A 15,360-nucleotide genomic window follows, 5' to 3' on the forward strand; every position below is an offset into this window, starting at 1 on the left:
GGGGCTACTTTATGTTATTTAAACTACGAATGAATGCCGGACTTCAATATCGCGGTGCTGCTATTTCTGGGATAGTTACGCAATTTATTTGGGGCTTTTTACTGATTACTTTGTTTCAACTTTTAGGGCAAAGTAGCATGACGGCCAAAGAAATTGCGACATACTTTTGGTTGAATCAAGCACTCATTGCAATGAATGCCGTCTGGACAATGGACAACCAACTTTTCCAAGAAGTTGAAAGTGGCGACGTGCAATATAGTGTTTTACGCCCTCAAAATATTTATTTGCAATGGTTCGTTCGAAATGGCGCTTATCGTTTATCCCGAACACTTTTGCGAGCAATCCCACTTTTATTAATTGCTTTTTTCTTGCCGGAACCTTACCGTTTTGCACTACCAGAAAATTCTTTGGCCTTTTTTGGTTTTTTCATTTCTCTCTTATTTGCTTTTTTGACACAGCTGGCCATCGGAAACGTCATGGTCGCTCTTGTGATGAAAAGCAAACAAGCGATAGGTGTGCGCATTTTATTTGTTTCTTTATTTGATTTTTTAGATGGTGGAAATATTCCTTATCTTTATTTTCCAGTCGTGATGCAGACGGTTTTAAAAACGACTTTCTTTTACAGTATCAAATCTGCTCCTTTTTTTATCTATTTAGGGCGTGTCCCGATTCTTTCAACGTTATTTTTCCAAGCGATTTGGTTTGGCTTATTAACGGGACTTGGTTACTGGTTAATCCAAAAAGAATTACAAAAATTGGAGGTGTATGGTGGATGAAATTATATCTCAAATTTTTTAGTTTACATTTGCGGCGGCAATTACAACACCGCCTCTCCTTTTTCTTTGTTTCTTTTGGTCAAGCGTGTTTAGCCGCTACGAGTTTATTTATGATTCTTTTTTTAATGCCACCAGGAGTTGCTGTCATGGGCTTTGAGCGCAATGAAGTCTTGTTAGCTGGTGCGATTATTAACTTAGCTTTTTCTTTAGCTGAAGGATTTGCACGTGGTTTTGATACACTTGGTACACTGATTCAAAGAGGGGATTTTGATCGCGTCACTGTCCAACCAATTTCAGAAATTGCTCAAATTTTTATGATGACGATTGAGTTTACTCGCGTTGGACGTTTTTTAGTCGCTTTTGTTACACTCGTTCTTGTTTTGACGCAATTACCGCCGTTACCGATTTGGTATTTAATTTTTTTGGTTTTGACTGGCGCATTTGTTTATACTTGTTTATTTATTATTTATGGTTCCATTTGCTTTTATACAACGGAAAATCTAGAGTTTTTTAATATTTTAACGGATGGAACAAAAGAATTTGGTAAAGCGCCCTTTGCTTTTTATGGTGAAGCTGTTTTGAAGTTTTTAACGTATTTGTTACCATTGGCGCTCATTCAGTATTATCCGCTCCTTTACCTTTTAGGAAAATCAGAGCAAATTTTTTATGCTTGGGTGCCATTTTTTGCTTATTTATTTGTACTTCCAACGCGTTTTATTTGGCGGCATGCACGCAAACATTATCAGTCTACAGGTAGTTAAATCAAAAAAATATGATACTCAAAACATAAAATCATGTCTTGGTATCATATTTTTTATTTATTTCTACAGTAACTCTTTGACCCGTTCAACGAGGGTCCGATTTTCTTCAAAACTTTGACGAACGCGTTTTGCTTGAGAAGGTTCGTTCGTAATGATGCCATCAATATTTAAACGTAATGCCCGACGAACAAGCTCTTCTTCATTAACCGTCCACGTCATTATTCCTTTACCTACTTGACGCGCTTGCTCAACTAGGCGCTCATTTAAAGAAAATTCCTCAATGACAACAAAATCAGCGGACGTCGCAGGTAAGTTACCAATATTAAAAGCCACTAAATAACCCGTTCGAATATTGGGATCGAGCGCTTTGACTTTGACAATGCTTTCTTCTTTCAAAGATTGAACTAGATAGCTTTGCGTAACGTTATATTTTTGGAGGATCTTCACCACGTTTGCTTCCATTTCTGGCGATTCCCAACCATAATACTTTAACTCAACAACCAACTTCATTTCAGCCGTAATTGCGGCTTGCACGTACTCTTCAAATGAAGGAATCTTGTCTTCAAAGCCACCACTATGAACCGTTATTTCTTGTAATTCAGCTAAGGTTAACTCGCTAATACTTTCTTGTCGATTCGTTAACCGAGAGAGCGTGCGATCGTGAAAAACGACTAATTGATGATCTTTTGTTTCTAAGACATCCATTTCAACATAATCGGCACCTTGCTTAGCGGCTGCTTGTAAGGCACTAATGGTATTTTCCACCCCACCTGCCATATAACCTCGATGGGCAACGATTTGAGTATTGGGTTGATACAAAATTTTTGTTAAAGAAGCGGCATTTGCTCCAAAAGCGATTAGAAAAAAAAGGCTTAGGGCGCCATAAAAAAAGAAAGGTCTTTTAAATAAGAAAGGTTTACTTGTCGGTTGCAGCGGTGAAGCCTGTTCTAATTTAGGATAAGCGAAACACAAAAGGCCATCTGCTAGTACCATTTGTAAAAAACCAAACGAAAAAAAGAGTACAATTTGTAAAAGCGTCAAAATAAAACCTGCTACAAATGGTGCGCCAACAGAAAGCAAAGGTTCAATAACGATTAATGGTAAAAGAAGCGTGGCCGTCACTAACCCAATCATTAATGCATAAATGCCTAAAGTAATAACCAAAAAGCCAATTGTTTTTAAACATTTTCCTTTTGTGTATTGCCAACTTTTCTTAATCGCACCAAAAATGGATAATTCTTCTTCTATTACAAAAAAGATAACGGTATAAATTAAGCGCAAACTTAAATAAAATAAAACAAGTAGGCTACCAAAATAAATAAAAAAACCTTGCGTTGATTTAACCAGCTCATCGCCAATAAAATGCGGTAGATACAAATTGTCGGCCAACCCTGCGCTCATACCAAGCGAGGCAATCGGCAAGATTAAAACAAAGTACAATAAAAATAACAGACTTTGAAAACTTAAAAAATAGCGAGCTTTGCGATGGATTTTTCTTAACACCGTCCGCAGGTGATAATCTTGATGGCTCCGTTGCAAATAAGCTAAAACAACGTAATATGCTTGTTCATAATAAATAAAAAAGACAGTAGTTAAGCCAATTAGCGCAATAACAACTAAAGCAAGTGGGTTTTGAATCGCTACCATCAAATTATTTTCAGTAATACTTGTTAAGCCTGTAACTTTTAATACTTGGATAAATAAGTAGGACAATAATGGTAAAACGACAATTACTTGTAAGAGTCGTAAGAAAAAAACACTTTGAAAGTAAATAGGAAAATAATTGCGCAAATTGATGAATCTTTCTTTAAATTTCAACCAAAGCGGCATCTAACCACCCCTTTCATTTTCTATTATTATAGCAAATCTAATATCGACTGACGATTATTCCTCTAACAACTTAAGTTATGCTTCGTCTTTTGTTATTTTTTGTGGTAGATTGAAAGTATCAAGCTTAATAAAGAGGTGAACGACCATGATGATTGATACGCCACGGTTAACTTTACGCCAATTTCAATTGAAGGATTTAAGCAGCTTGCACTATTACCGCAATCACCCGGTTTGTAAAAAGTTTCAAAACTGGGAAGACACCACTCTTGAAGAATTAGACGTGTTTATAAAAAGCAATATGCAGCGTTCGGTCCGCGATCAGCAGATGCAAATCGCTTTAGCTTTAAAAGAAACAAATGAACTTGTTGGTGATATTTTCTTAGCCAAAAAAGGGAAAACCATCACCCTTGGCTTTACAACAAGCCCGCATTTTCAACGTCAAGGGTATATGTTTGAAGCACTTTCGTATTTTATTCCTTACCTCCAAGATTTATTTCCCGTCTCAGACATTATTTGCCTCATCCATCCAGGAAACATTGCCAGTGAACATTTGGTCGCGAAATTACACTTTGAAAAAGAAGGGTATATTGACGAATTTGATAGCAATGTTTTTGTTTTGAAAGCAAAACAGCAAAACTAAGAAAAAGCACAACGAGTGACGAATCTCGTTGTGCTTTTTTGTTGACTGATTATTTTTCTACAATCAGTGTGCCAGTAACATCCGCGCGCTCATCTACTTTAGTCCAAACACGTGATGATTCCATGTTTTAATGCCTCATCATACATCTCTTGGAATGCCTCTCTTATACCTTGTCCAAATTCTATCGGAAAAGAGCTGAAAAAACTATCATAAATAATCTGTCCTTTAAAAATAACAACGAGCTCTTCTCGGCTAATAATGCCATATCAATTAACCGCTGCTCTGACATAGTCATCAACTTGTTTGCGCACACCCGCTCGGCCGTAGGGACAGCGAATCGCCTCTGAAACAGGATTGTATTTTTCAAAAATTTTATTTGCTTGTGCTTGAAACATCGATATTCACCGCTACTTTCAATTTTTTCGTTGATCAATTTTAAAAAAAGCAACTATTTTCCATTTTTTTAAAAAGAGAGCCTGACAAAATTCTTATGAACTATACTCAATAACAACCTCACAAAAATTCGTTACTGGGTGTACTTTTTTATTTTCTTAACCTTACTATTCAATCTCACTCCGAGCAATTGTCCCTGGGTGATACCCGAAGTGTTGTAAGAATTTCTTATAAAAAAAAAGTGATATTTGAAAAGCCTGATTCGATTGCAACTTGATAAACAGGCATCGTTCCTTGCATGATTAATTTTTTTGCATGTTCTAAACGGCGCTCAATGACTAATTGTGTAAAATTTTTACTCGTTTCTTTGCGAATCAATGTACTTAAATATGCTGGTGAGTAATTAAAGACTTGTGCGAGTTCCGCTAAAGAAACGTCTAAGTAATGTGCTTCAATGTATTGTAAGATATGAAGCATTTGCTCTTTACTTTTTTGACTTTTCTTATTTGTCTCGTAGTCAAATTCCCGAATCAATAACAAAATTAAAACAGCAATTAATTTTTCAATTATAGCAAAATTTCCAATCATTGGTTGATAGTGTTCTAATAAAATTTGTTGCATCGTAATGTGGATGCGCTGATTTTGATTATCTTTGAAGACTATATATTGATTGTGTGTTTGTCGTTCAGATAAAGCATCTAAAATAAAGTCAAAAACAATTCCACTTTCAAAATTTTCTTGGCTCAGTTGTTTGCGGAAATAATCCTTTTCTATCAAAAGGTTAATTAAGATGTCGTCTTCGCCGGTTGCTTCAATTGCATGCGGCACAGACGTATCAATTAAACAAATTTGGCCCCTTTTTAAATGGACTTTTTTGCCGTCGATATACTGAATACACTCGCCGGCATACATATAGTTCAATTCAATAAAGCTATGAACGTGAAGTGGCACTGGCGTAAACCGATTTTGTTTTACAATTTGATAATTTTGGTTTTCAGGAATTAATTTATTAAAGACATAGACGTCAATGTCATTGAGCCGCTCGGTAGTTAAATGGCTATAAATTTCTGATAAACTGGGATTTTTTTGATAATAAGCTTCTTTGACAGATATTTTGGTGAGTTGTTGGTCTAGCTGCGTGAAATCCATTTTATCCCCCTTTTATACATATCATAAAATATGATAGTCTCTTCCGTTTCTTTTGTCATTGTTCTGGTTAACGCTTTCATTGTACTATATCCCTATCATAACAGTATTTTAAGAATTCGTAAAATACAAGGAGGTAGACAGATGAACAATATCAAGCAATTGCTAAACAATAAATACGATAGTCATGTGATGCCTTTTCTTTGGATGCATGGAGAAGAAGAAAGTGTCATTCGAACCTATATGGAAAAAATTCATCAAGCCAGTATCCGCTCCGTCTGTATTGAATCACGCCCACATGAAGGTTTTTTACAAGAAAAATGGTGGCAAGATGTCGCGTTTATCATTGAAGAGTGTGAAAAGCGCGACATGACGTTTTGGATTTTAGATGATAAACATTTTCCAACTGGCTATGCTGCAGGTGAAATCGAAAAAAATCATCGACATTTACAAAAAATCTTTCTTAATTTTACAAAATTAGATTTTGTTGGCCCTAAAAAAAATGCGGGGATTATGCTTGATTGGCTAGTTTCAGCCGGTCGACCAAGTATCTTAGACGCCGAATCGACTAAAGAAGAGGCTCACGATGCTTTTCAACCTGAAATTTTATCGGTTGTTGCTGCTAGGAAAACAGCTTTTAAAGAAATAGAAGAAGACACTTTGATTGATTTGACTTCTTTCATCAACAAGAAAACGCTTTATTGGGATATGCCTGATGGTGAATGGTCGATTTATGTTTTCTTTACGACACAAGACGGAGGCGAAGCAAGCATGCAAGGTTATTTAAACCCACTCGTTCCAGAAGCCACTGATGTTTTGCTAGACACCGTTTATGAGCCTCATTTTATTTTATCTATTGAAAAAAAGAAGGAACAAAAATGTTAAATGTCATTTTTGTTCCTTCTCACTTATTTATTATTAAATTTAAAAAATTTAGGTGCACGCTCTTATTTGAAGTTTTTTCTATTTTTCGTCAGCTTTTAATAATTGATTCAGTAGTAACGCAGCGACGACTAATAAGGCCCCTGCTAAATAAATCCCCCACAAACCTTGGTGCAAAATTTCCCGTAATGGTTGCAATAAATCCGTCGGTAAATTTTTTGCCGTTTGTGGATTTACCAATTTATTCATGATGTCCGGGTCATTGGTTAAGTTGGATTTCGTTAACTGTTGGCGCGTCACTTGGTTTAAAATCAAACCAAAAACCGAAATCATGATGGTTTGTCCAATCGTTTTTGACAACGTATTAAAAGAAGTCGCGACTCCTAATTGGTCAAAACTAACACTGTTTTGGGCACTGACGGTCGTTGCTACAATCGTCGCCCCCACACCAATTCCCGTGACACCTGAAATCATTAAGAAGACAAAGAACGGTGTATGTAAAGGTAGCAATAACAGACTCACACCACCGACCAACGAAATAATCAACGTATAAAAAAGTGTCCGTTTAATTGAGTGTTGCACCATCCACCGACTCGCTAAAGAAGAACCGTATACCCATAAAATCGAAAGTGGCGCCAGTACCAATCCACCGATTCCAGCTTTATAACCTAATACACCTTGCATCCACATGGGAATATAAACTTCAACCGCCATCAAAAAGCCACTAATGAATGCTGCCACTAAGTTAACCACAACAAAGACGCGACTTTGGAATAAATCAAGTGAAATAACCGGATCTTCCGCTTGTTTTTCAACTCGAATAAACAGAAACGTTGCAATGACTGTCAGTAAAAACATCACAATCACTTTCCAATCAAACCCAGTCTCACTTAGGAATTGGAAAGCCAGCAATAACGTTAGTAGCATCGTCATTAAAAGCATGCTCCCTAAGATATCTGTTTTCTTACTTGCGACTGTCCGTTTTTCTTCAACTAAATAGTAAGAAACTAAACCAATTAAAACAAGTCCAATCGGCACGTTAATAAAGAAAATCCAATGCCAGCCAATCGTATCAACAATCACGCCACCCGTTAAAGGACCAACAACACTAGCAATTCCCCAAGCCGTACTATTTAAACCAAGCATTTTTGCCCGTTTTTCTGCTGAATACATGTCAGCTAAAATCGTTAACGCAACGGGCATCATGGCACCAGCACCAATTCCTTGAATCGCGCGCGCAATAATTAAAGTTAACATCGTATTAGACAAGCCACATAAAGCCGAACCGATAATAAAAATAGCCGTTCCTAAAATAAAAATTGGCCGACGACCGATTTTATCCGATAACTTTCCAAAAATTGGTGTAAACATCGCATTCGTCAATAAATAAATTGAGAAAACCCAGTTCATAATCTCGATCCCATGCAATGAACCCACAATGGTTGGCATTGCCGTGGTTACAATTGTCCCTTCGATGGCCGTCATAAACGTCGCCACAAAGACTGCAATCGTCACTACTTTCACATTTGTTTCTTTTTTCATGCAAATCCCCATTTCATTTTTTCATTTGAACGTAAAAAAACAACCTCTACTAATTTGTTAGTCAATAACTACAAATAGCAGAGGTCGCCTCTTTTATTCCTTCACACTTGCCAATAAAGCAGACACTTTATCTGTTTTTTCCCATGACAAGTCGATATCTGTACGACCAAAATGTCCATAAGCAGCCGTCTGACGATAAATTGGACGACGCAAATCTAACATTTCTATAATTCCAGCTGGACGTAAGTCAAAATTTTGACGAACCGCTTGGATTAATTTTTCTTCTGAAACGACACCTGTGCCAAACGTATCAATTGCAATCGACACTGGGTGAGCAACTCCAATGGCATACGCTAATTGAACTTCCGCTTTTTTAGCTAATTTGGCAGCGACGATATTTTTGGCAATGTAACGTGCCGCATAACTTGCTGAACGGTCAACTTTTGTGGCATCTTTTCCAGAAAAAGCCCCACCACCATGACGCGCATAACCACCATAAGTATCGACAATAATTTTACGACCTGTTAACCCGGCATCCCCTTGCGGACCACCAATTATAAAACGCCCAGTTGGGTTAATATAATATTTGGTCTTATCATCAAGTAATTCTGCTGGAATAATCGCTTGAATCACTTTTTCCATCACGTCTTGATGAATTGTTTCATTATCAATCGCTTCATCATGCTGCGTACTAATTACGACCGCATCCACACGTTTTGGTTGTTGATTTTCATCGTATTCAACCGTCACTTGCGATTTTGCGTCTGGTCTTAAATAAGTTAATTCACCGGATTTACGCAAATCAGCCAAACGCTTCACTAAACGATGGCTTAAAGCAATGGGTAACGGCATCAATTCTGGTGTTTCATCGACTGCAAAACCAAACATTAAACCTTGATCCCCTGCCCCAATTTGATCCAATGGGTCTCCTTCGTTTTCTCGCACTTCAATCGCTGTATCCACGCCTTGTGCGATATCTGGTGATTGTTCGTCAATGGCAACTAACACCGCTACCGTGTCGCCATCAAAGCCAAATTTCGCGCGTGTATAACCAATGTCTTTGACGGTTTGGCGCACCACTTTTTGGATGTCCACATACGCCGTGGTTGAAATTTCGCCAAAAACTAAAACTAAACCGGTCGTCACGGATGTCTCGCAAGCCACACGTGCCATTGGGTCTTTTTCTAATAATGCATCTAAAATCGCATCACTAATTTGATCGGCCACCTTATCTGGATGCCCTTCTGAAACGGATTCTGATGTAAATAAACGTCTTTCTGTCAATTTTGATTCCCCCTGATATATTTTCGGTTACAAGGCATCTTCACTTTCTTTAAGTGAATCCTCTCGGGAACTTGCAACGGATATCATTATAACAAAGAATCGAGGATTTTGCTTGTATTTTAAATAAAAAAGTAAACCTCTTAAGAAAAAGAGGCTTACATCATTTTTATTGATGAATTTTCCGATACCATTCATGATACAACTGCGCGAGTTCCGCCGCTTTGTCTGGATACTGTGACAAGCAGTCGTTTTCAGGTGTTTCAGCTAAATGATCTCTTAGTGAAAACAAACTGCGACCACAACCAATATCGGTATGTTCGACTTCTTGCATAATTTTTCGTGCATTTTGTGAATTCTCATCATCATGAACTTCATGTAATTTCCAATCTTGTGTCCGAACGCTCCACTGAAAACCGGTATCAAAAAATAAAGCATCATGCCCTTTACCAACTCCAGAAAAACGTTCAAATAAATTTACACCGTCAATCGGTTGGTTATTTGGTAATTGCGCACCGGCTACATAGGCAAAAGTCGGCAGTAAATCTAAACTTGAAGTCAGTTCTTGGGTGCCACTTCCTGCTGGAATCACTTGAGGCCAACTCGCTAAATAAGGCACGCGAACCCCACCTTCAAACAACGTATATTTTGAACCGGTTAACGGTGCATTATTTCCAAAATTACAAGCAGAACCACCATTATCGGTTAAATAAATAACAAGAGTATTCTGCAACGTTTCAGTCTCTTCTAAAAGATCCAACAAACGGCCAATTTCTTCATCCATCATCTCAAGTTGCGCTAAATAATATTCTCGCCCATTTTCTAAATTCGGTGAAATCGCGCCATCATACCAGTCAACGTATTCATCAACTATCGGATCGAAATCAGGGTGCGCCTTTAAGCCTCTTTTAGCCAACTCTTCTTCTGGCAATTGCCAAGTAAAATTATGAACGGCATTAAACGCGACCATGCAAAAATACGGGTCATGGGCTTGAATTGCTTCAGTCATAAAGTCACGCGCTCGTCGCCCAAATTCACGCGTTAAATGTTCATGACAAGCAACAGGTACACCATTTTCATACATCGCGTGCATCCCGTGATAATACGCTGCGTCACCATATTTCCCAACCGCATCAAGCTCGTGTGTTAAGTAATGTAGACGCCCCATTCCTTGAGCTGCTAAGCCATAAAAAGACGAGTCAAAACCGTGTTGATCTGGACAACTACGACTACCTGGCGTATCTGGTCCGTAGTGAACTTTACCGAAATACCCGGTTTGATAGCCTGCTGGTTTTAAAATTTCAGGAATCGCTTGATAATCATTCGGCGCAAAACTCGAATTGCCAAACCACTCTGCTCCCCAACGTTGCTGATAGCTTCCCACCATTAAGCCCGCTCTAGATGGCGAACAAATCGGAGCGCTTACAAATCCTTGTTCAAACGACATGCCTGAACTTCTCAAGCGATCTAAATTCGGTGTATGAACATCTTCGTTCCGCCCTTGAAAAGACAAATCGCCATACCCATGATCATCTGATAAAATCAATAAAATATTAGGTTTACTCCCAAACAGGGTTACTTCTTTTGTTTCTTCACTCAAAGAAAACACCTCTTATCATTTATTTCATTTTTATTATACCGTAAATTTAAATGATAGGAGGTTTTTTTACTTAATATTATTTATCAAATTAAGTGAGACAGTTGTTCGACATTTACGTGACTCAAAAGGATACCGTTTAATTCCTATGCAAAAATCTATCTTTTTTTCATCATCCAACATATCTCCAGAGCAAACAAATACTGTCCTACCAGTCAGTAGAGATATATAGGCCTATACAACAAAAGATTGATCATTTTTCTTTTATACCTCATTTACTGTCTCAATCCCCATGTTATCAATCTTTAATATCTTATTAAACTTTGAAATACTTTCAACGTTGTGAGTAATTAAAACGACAATCTTATCGTCTCCATAGTTATGTATTATAGAATCAATAATTTGATCCGTATTTTTTTTATCTAAGCTGGATGTCGGTTCATCTAATATTATGACATCAGGATTCCTTAAAAATATTCGAGATAGAGCTATTCTTTGCTTTTGTCCTAGTGACAAATCTACTCCATCTTTTCCGTATATAGTTTGGTATCCGTTGTCTAACTCTGTTATAAATGAATGAGCCCCTGCTCTTTGTGCAGCTAAAATAACCTCATCTTCAGAATCGTCTCCAACGGATCCTATTAAAATGTTATCAAGTAAACTCATTTCAAATAAGTAACTCTCCTGAGACAGATAGCCTACTTTTTCTCTAAATTGAATTAGGTTAACATCATCTATACTGCTACCATTGATGTATATATTCCCTTCCGTTGCTTGATGAAATCCAAATAATAATTTTAGAAGAGTTGACTTACCTGTTCCACTGTCACCTACAAAACAAATAGAGTCGCCTTTATTTAAGCAAATATCTATATTTTTAAAAGTATTTTTTTTTGAATTAGGGTATGAAAAGGTTAGGTTATCAAAACGTATTTGATCTATTGTCTCTAGAGATATGTTTTTTAGGTTTTCAGATAGTTTATCTTTTGATTCTTTTTCTAAAATAACATTTAACCTGTTCCTTGATATTAAGTAACTTTGATATTCTGAGTATACTTCTGACACTCTTGATACGGGCCACTCAATTCTATCTATATAATTTATGAGTACCAAGAGTACACCTATTGTTAAACTTCCATTTAAAACTTGGTATCCACCAATCCATAAAACTAATAGCATTGCTAACCAGTAAATTATTATTGTAGCGCTAGCAAGTTTTTGTATAACTATATACCTTGTTTTTTTATCAATAAGATTGGTAGAAACACTTTTTAACCTGTTTAAAAAGTGTTTCTGTTTATTAAAAATCCTTATTTGTATGATACCACTCAAAATATCTTGAATTAAAGAGTTCATATCCGTAACTCTATTTTGAACATCTGTATTCAGACTAACCAATTGAGGCTTAAATATCATAGGTAAGAGCCCGTAAAAGGGAATCACAGCGATTGATATTATTCCAATTCTCCAATCGACATAAAATAAGATAGTGATTGTAACCAATAAACTTAATATTTGAGAAAGAATATCTTTAAGTCCAAAAATTAAAAAATCCGAAATCCGATTAATATCGTTCTCTAATAAAGTGATAACTTTTCCCCTTTCAGAAATCGGATAATCGCTAATTTCATCATCTAGAATTTTTTTGATCAAATCAATTCTAAGTTTCATGCTAATTTCTTCTTTTGATTTAATCATTAATTTGGGTAAAACAATATGTAAATAAACACTCAAAACAGCAAAAAAGATGTAACTAAAGCTAATTTTCCAAATAAGGTCCATCCTTTGATGTAATAATACATCATCAATAATAATTTGATTCAACCAGGGAATGCTGAATGATATGGTTATTTGTAAAATCACATTAAATATTATCTTGCTTTTATATTTTACAATTTTTATCCGTGCATTTGTTGTCATAATTCAACCTCATTAATTAAGTTCTCTAACTTCTCACCTAAAATCCCGCCTCGTTAGGAGAGCGGGATTTTAGGATATAAATATTTTTCACCAAAAAATACCTTAAAAAATACCTTTGCTCGCCCATCTTGAACACAAAAAAAGCATTCAAAAATGAATGCTTTAAAAGATGATCCGTACGGGATTCGAACCCGTGTTACCGCCGTGAAAGGGCGGTGTCTTAACCGCTTGACCAACGGACCAAAAAATACGGAGAAGGAGGGATTTGAACCCTCGCGCCGATTTCTCGACCTACACCCTTAGCAGGGGCGCCTCTTCAGCCTCTTGAGTACTTCCCCAAAACCAATAAAGGTTTTAATAAATGGGCCTAAATGGACTCGAACCATCGACCTCACGCTTATCAGGCGTGCGCTCTAACCAGCTGAGCTATAGGCCCGATATAACAAAATCAAGCGGGTGACGAGAATCGAACTCGCGACAACAGCTTGGAAGGCTGTGGTTTTACCACTAAACTACACCCGCATGGCGGTCTGGACGGGACTCGAACCCGCGACCTCCTGCGTGACAGGCAGGCATTCTAACCAACTGAACTACCAAACCATATGGTGGATTTTGTTATTCGATTTTTGTTGTCAAAGACTAAGTCTAATTCAACAATTGCGGGAGCAGGATTTGAACCTACGACCTTCGGGTTATGAGCCCGACGAGCTACCGAACTGCTCCATCCCGCGATAATATAAAAATAAATAAAAAGGAGGATAAGAGATTCGAACTCTTGCACGGTTTTACCCGCCTGACGGTTTTCAAGACCGTTCCCTTCAGCCGGACTTGGGTAATCCTCCGTAATAAATATTTAAAAATGATCCGTACGGGATTCGAACCCGTGTTACCGCCGTGAAAGGGCGGTGTCTTAACCGCTTGACCAACGGACCAATTCATATAATGGGCCTAAATGGACTCGAACCATCGACCTCACGCTTATCAGGCGTGCGCTCTAACCAGCTGAGCTATAGGCCCTAAATTTTTCCAAAAGCGGGTGACGAGAATCGAACTCGCGACAACAGCTTGGAAGGCTGTGGTTTTACCACTAAACTACACCCGCAAAAGGGTAATGGCGCGAGACGGAATCGAACCGCCGACACATGGAGCTTCAATCCATTGCTCTACCAACTGAGCTACCGAGCCAAAAAAATAAAAACGGTCTGGACGGGACTCGAACCCGCGACCTCCTGCGTGACAGGCAGGCATTCTAACCAACTGAACTACCAAACCACTAAAACTTTGCTTTAAATAAGCAATTGCGGGAGCAGGATTTGAACCTACGACCTTCGGGTTATGAGCCCGACGAGCTACCGAACTGCTCCATCCCGCGATAATATAAAAATAAATAAAAAGGAGGATAAGAGATTCGAACTCTTGCACGGTTTTACCCGCCTGACGGTTTTCAAGACCGTTCCCTTCAGCCGGACTTGGGTAATCCTCCGTAATAATGTATACAATGCCCAATGGACCTTGTAGGACTCGAACCTACGACCGGACGGTTATGAGCCGTCTGCTCTAACCAACTGAGCTAAAGGTCCTGGCTCTAAAAAAATCGCGGCGAAGGGGATCGAACCCCCGACCTCCCGGGTATGAACCGGACGCTCTAGCCAGCTGAGCTACACCGCGAAATAAAGAATCATTTATTCAAATGATATGGAGCCTAGCGGGATCGAACCGCTGACCTCCTGCGTGCAAAGCAGGCGCTCTCCCAGCTGAGCTAAGGCCCCAGAAAATTGAAATCGGGAAGACAGGATTCGAACCTGCGACCCCTTGGTCCCAAACCAAGTGCTCTACCAAGCTGAGCTACTTCCCGTTTATTGCTAACGCGCCCGAGAGGAGTCGAACCCCTAACCTTCTGATCCGTAGTCAGACACTCTATCCAATTGAGCTACGGGCGCAATATTTAAACTAATGAAATGCCGAGGGCCGGAATCGAACCGGCACGGTGATCACTCACCGCAGGATTTTAAGTCCTGTGCGTCTGCCAGTTCCGCCACCCCGGCTTAAGAATTGGCTAAAGCGGAAAACGGGGTTCGAACCCGCGACCCCCACCTTGGCAAGGTGGTGCTCTACCACTGAGCTATTTCCGCAATTTATTTAAAATGCCGGCTAAAGGACTTGAACCCTCGACCCTCTGATTACAAATCAGATGCTCTACCAACTGAGCTAAGCCGGCTAATAATTTGTTCATGCGGGTGAAGGGATTTGAACCCCCACGCCCAAAGGCGCTAGATCCTAAGTCTAGTGCGTCTGCCAATTCCGCCACACCCGCGGGTTGAATTGGAAATGAGTCGTACAGGGCTCGAACCTGTGACCCTCTGATTAAAAGTCAGATGCTCTACCAACTGAGCTAACGACTCATATGGGGATTAACGGGATCGAACCGCTGACCCTCTGCTTGTAAGGCAGATGCTCTCCCAGCTGAGCTAAATCCCCATAATGAAATGGTATTAAAATAATACAGCGTGGCGACGTCCTGCTCTCACAAAGGGAAACCCTTCACTACAATCGGCGCTAAGAAGCTTAACTTCTGTGTTCGGCATGGGTACA

11 protein-coding genes, 25 tRNA genes, 1 rRNA gene and 1 riboswitch are annotated in these 15,360 nt (G+C 38.7%); of the genes, 4 read left to right on the forward strand and 33 right to left on the reverse strand.

What is annotated here, in order from left to right; translation table 11 throughout:
* Positions 1–11 precede the first annotated feature (11 nt).
* A complete protein-coding gene (locus JOD14_RS10255; RefSeq protein ID WP_204654722.1) occupies positions 12–776 on the forward strand; it encodes a hypothetical protein in 765 nt (254 codons plus the stop codon).
* Complete coding sequence (locus JOD14_RS10260; protein ID WP_204654723.1) at positions 773–1,537, forward strand: ABC transporter permease; 765 nt, start codon at positions 773–775, stop codon at positions 1,535–1,537. The genes JOD14_RS10255 and JOD14_RS10260 overlap by 4 nt, the downstream gene beginning before the upstream one ends.
* Positions 1,538–1,600: 63 nt before the next feature.
* Here JOD14_RS10260 and JOD14_RS10265 read toward each other — a convergent pair whose 3' ends face one another.
* Positions 1,601–3,367 carry a glycerophosphoryl diester phosphodiesterase membrane domain-containing protein gene (locus tag JOD14_RS10265; RefSeq protein WP_204654724.1) on the reverse strand — a complete coding sequence of 589 codons (1,767 nt, stop codon included), beginning with the start codon at positions 3,365–3,367 and terminating at the stop codon, positions 1,601–1,603.
* 145 nt (positions 3,368–3,512) lie between these two features.
* Between JOD14_RS10265 and JOD14_RS10270 the strand changes: the two genes are divergently transcribed.
* Positions 3,513–4,007, forward strand: a complete 495-nt coding sequence (locus JOD14_RS10270; RefSeq protein ID WP_204654725.1) for a GNAT family N-acetyltransferase — start codon at positions 3,513–3,515, stop codon at positions 4,005–4,007.
* A gap of 266 nt (positions 4,008–4,273) precedes the next feature.
* Here the strand turns inward: JOD14_RS10270 and JOD14_RS13420 are convergent, their stop codons facing one another.
* Together JOD14_RS13420 and JOD14_RS10275 are read right to left on the reverse strand one after the other, a co-directional pair.
* Positions 4,274–4,402: a hypothetical protein gene (locus JOD14_RS13420; RefSeq protein WP_275581410.1), complete on the reverse strand. Its 129-nt coding sequence runs from the start codon at positions 4,400–4,402 to the stop codon at positions 4,274–4,276.
* A gap of 226 nt (positions 4,403–4,628) precedes the next feature.
* Positions 4,629–5,549, reverse strand: coding sequence for an AraC family transcriptional regulator (locus JOD14_RS10275; RefSeq protein WP_239576175.1), 921 nt, complete (start codon positions 5,547–5,549; stop codon positions 4,629–4,631).
* Between the two features lie 141 nt (positions 5,550–5,690).
* Between JOD14_RS10275 and JOD14_RS10280 the strand changes: the two genes are divergently transcribed.
* Positions 5,691–6,431 carry a hypothetical protein gene (locus tag JOD14_RS10280; RefSeq protein ID WP_204654726.1) on the forward strand — a complete coding sequence of 247 codons (741 nt, stop codon included), beginning with the start codon at positions 5,691–5,693 and terminating at the stop codon, positions 6,429–6,431.
* A 78-nt stretch (positions 6,432–6,509) separates the two neighbouring features.
* On the opposite strand, the gene JOD14_RS10285 is transcribed toward JOD14_RS10280, so the two are convergent.
* The 30 genes from JOD14_RS10285 to rrf all read right to left on the reverse strand — a co-directional run.
* A complete protein-coding gene (locus tag JOD14_RS10285) occupies positions 6,510–7,970 on the reverse strand; it encodes an MDR family MFS transporter (protein WP_204654727.1) in 1,461 nt (486 codons plus the stop codon).
* A 93-nt stretch (positions 7,971–8,063) separates the two neighbouring features.
* Complete coding sequence (metK, locus tag JOD14_RS10290) at positions 8,064–9,254, reverse strand: methionine adenosyltransferase (protein ID WP_204654728.1); 1,191 nt, start codon at positions 9,252–9,254, stop codon at positions 8,064–8,066.
* Positions 9,252–9,336: riboswitch (SMK box riboswitch) on the reverse strand. It overlaps the preceding gene by 3 nt.
* A gap of 84 nt (positions 9,337–9,420) precedes the next feature.
* On the reverse strand, positions 9,421–10,851 hold the full coding sequence (locus tag JOD14_RS10295; RefSeq protein WP_204654729.1) for a sulfatase family protein: 1,431 nt from the start codon (positions 10,849–10,851) through the stop codon (positions 9,421–9,423).
* 261 nt (positions 10,852–11,112) lie between these two features.
* Complete coding sequence (locus tag JOD14_RS10300; protein ID WP_204654730.1) at positions 11,113–12,768, reverse strand: ABC transporter ATP-binding protein; 1,656 nt, start codon at positions 12,766–12,768, stop codon at positions 11,113–11,115.
* 170 nt (positions 12,769–12,938) lie between these two features.
* A tRNA-Glu gene (locus tag JOD14_RS10305) sits at positions 12,939–13,010 on the reverse strand.
* Between the two features lie 8 nt (positions 13,011–13,018).
* Positions 13,019–13,106 (reverse strand) — tRNA-Ser (locus JOD14_RS10310).
* A 24-nt stretch (positions 13,107–13,130) separates the two neighbouring features.
* Positions 13,131–13,204 (reverse strand) — tRNA-Ile (locus tag JOD14_RS10315).
* A gap of 15 nt (positions 13,205–13,219) precedes the next feature.
* Positions 13,220–13,290 (reverse strand) — tRNA-Gly (locus tag JOD14_RS10320).
* A 1-nt stretch (position 13,291) separates the two neighbouring features.
* Positions 13,292–13,368, reverse strand: a tRNA-Asp gene (locus JOD14_RS10325).
* 57 nt (positions 13,369–13,425) lie between these two features.
* A tRNA-Met gene (locus JOD14_RS10330) sits at positions 13,426–13,499 on the reverse strand.
* 21 nt (positions 13,500–13,520) lie between these two features.
* Positions 13,521–13,610: transfer RNA gene (locus JOD14_RS10335), tRNA-Ser, on the reverse strand.
* Between the two features lie 18 nt (positions 13,611–13,628).
* Positions 13,629–13,700 (reverse strand) — tRNA-Glu (locus JOD14_RS10340).
* A gap of 11 nt (positions 13,701–13,711) precedes the next feature.
* Positions 13,712–13,785: transfer RNA gene (locus JOD14_RS10345), tRNA-Ile, on the reverse strand.
* Positions 13,786–13,799: 14 nt separating this feature from the next.
* Positions 13,800–13,870: transfer RNA gene (locus tag JOD14_RS10350), tRNA-Gly, on the reverse strand.
* Between the two features lie 10 nt (positions 13,871–13,880).
* Positions 13,881–13,953, reverse strand: a tRNA-Phe gene (locus tag JOD14_RS10355).
* 13 nt (positions 13,954–13,966) lie between these two features.
* Positions 13,967–14,040: transfer RNA gene (locus JOD14_RS10360), tRNA-Asp, on the reverse strand.
* A gap of 26 nt (positions 14,041–14,066) precedes the next feature.
* Positions 14,067–14,140 (reverse strand) — tRNA-Met (locus JOD14_RS10365).
* 21 nt (positions 14,141–14,161) lie between these two features.
* Positions 14,162–14,251 (reverse strand) — tRNA-Ser (locus tag JOD14_RS10370).
* A gap of 23 nt (positions 14,252–14,274) precedes the next feature.
* A tRNA-Ile gene (locus JOD14_RS10375) sits at positions 14,275–14,348 on the reverse strand.
* Between the two features lie 14 nt (positions 14,349–14,362).
* Positions 14,363–14,436: transfer RNA gene (locus JOD14_RS10380), tRNA-Met, on the reverse strand.
* A 28-nt stretch (positions 14,437–14,464) separates the two neighbouring features.
* Positions 14,465–14,537, reverse strand: a tRNA-Ala gene (locus tag JOD14_RS10385).
* Positions 14,538–14,549: 12 nt separating this feature from the next.
* A tRNA-Pro gene (locus tag JOD14_RS10390) sits at positions 14,550–14,623 on the reverse strand.
* 11 nt (positions 14,624–14,634) lie between these two features.
* Positions 14,635–14,708: transfer RNA gene (locus JOD14_RS10395), tRNA-Arg, on the reverse strand.
* A gap of 19 nt (positions 14,709–14,727) precedes the next feature.
* Positions 14,728–14,813, reverse strand: a tRNA-Leu gene (locus JOD14_RS10400).
* A 15-nt stretch (positions 14,814–14,828) separates the two neighbouring features.
* A tRNA-Gly gene (locus JOD14_RS10405) sits at positions 14,829–14,900 on the reverse strand.
* 13 nt (positions 14,901–14,913) lie between these two features.
* A tRNA-Thr gene (locus tag JOD14_RS10410) sits at positions 14,914–14,986 on the reverse strand.
* A 14-nt stretch (positions 14,987–15,000) separates the two neighbouring features.
* A tRNA-Leu gene (locus tag JOD14_RS10415) sits at positions 15,001–15,082 on the reverse strand.
* 15 nt (positions 15,083–15,097) lie between these two features.
* Positions 15,098–15,170: transfer RNA gene (locus tag JOD14_RS10420), tRNA-Lys, on the reverse strand.
* A gap of 3 nt (positions 15,171–15,173) precedes the next feature.
* Positions 15,174–15,246, reverse strand: a tRNA-Val gene (locus JOD14_RS10425).
* A 27-nt stretch (positions 15,247–15,273) separates the two neighbouring features.
* Positions 15,274–15,360, reverse strand: a 5S ribosomal RNA gene (gene rrf, locus JOD14_RS13645); the annotation flags it as partial.

Origin of the sequence: Enterococcus lemanii (assembly GCF_016909125.1) — a bacterium.
Taxonomy (GTDB): Bacteria; Bacillota; Bacilli; order Lactobacillales; family Enterococcaceae; genus Enterococcus_I; species Enterococcus_I lemanii.

What these genes read in the sequence shown, in the direction of transcription:
- JOD14_RS10255 (WP_204654722.1), top strand. Translation starts at nt 12, where the DNA reads ATGTTATTTAAACTACGAATGAATGCCGGACTTCAATATCGCGGTGCT.
- JOD14_RS10260 (WP_204654723.1), top strand. Translation starts at nt 773, where the DNA reads ATGAAATTATATCTCAAATTTTTTAGTTTACATTTGCGGCGGCAATTA.
- JOD14_RS10265 (WP_204654724.1), bottom strand. Translation starts at nt 3,367, where the DNA reads ATGCCGCTTTGGTTGAAATTTAAAGAAAGATTCATCAATTTGCGCAAT.
- JOD14_RS10270 (WP_204654725.1), top strand. Translation starts at nt 3,513, where the DNA reads ATGATGATTGATACGCCACGGTTAACTTTACGCCAATTTCAATTGAAG.
- JOD14_RS13420 (WP_275581410.1), bottom strand. Translation starts at nt 4,402, where the DNA reads ATGTTTCAAGCACAAGCAAATAAAATTTTTGAAAAATACAATCCTGTT.
- JOD14_RS10275 (WP_239576175.1), bottom strand. Translation starts at nt 5,549, where the DNA reads ATGGATTTCACGCAGCTAGACCAACAACTCACCAAAATATCTGTCAAA.
- JOD14_RS10280 (WP_204654726.1), top strand. Translation starts at nt 5,691, where the DNA reads ATGAACAATATCAAGCAATTGCTAAACAATAAATACGATAGTCATGTG.
- JOD14_RS10285 (WP_204654727.1), bottom strand. Translation starts at nt 7,970, where the DNA reads ATGAAAAAAGAAACAAATGTGAAAGTAGTGACGATTGCAGTCTTTGTG.
- JOD14_RS10300 (WP_204654730.1), bottom strand. Translation starts at nt 12,768, where the DNA reads ATGACAACAAATGCACGGATAAAAATTGTAAAATATAAAAGCAAGATA.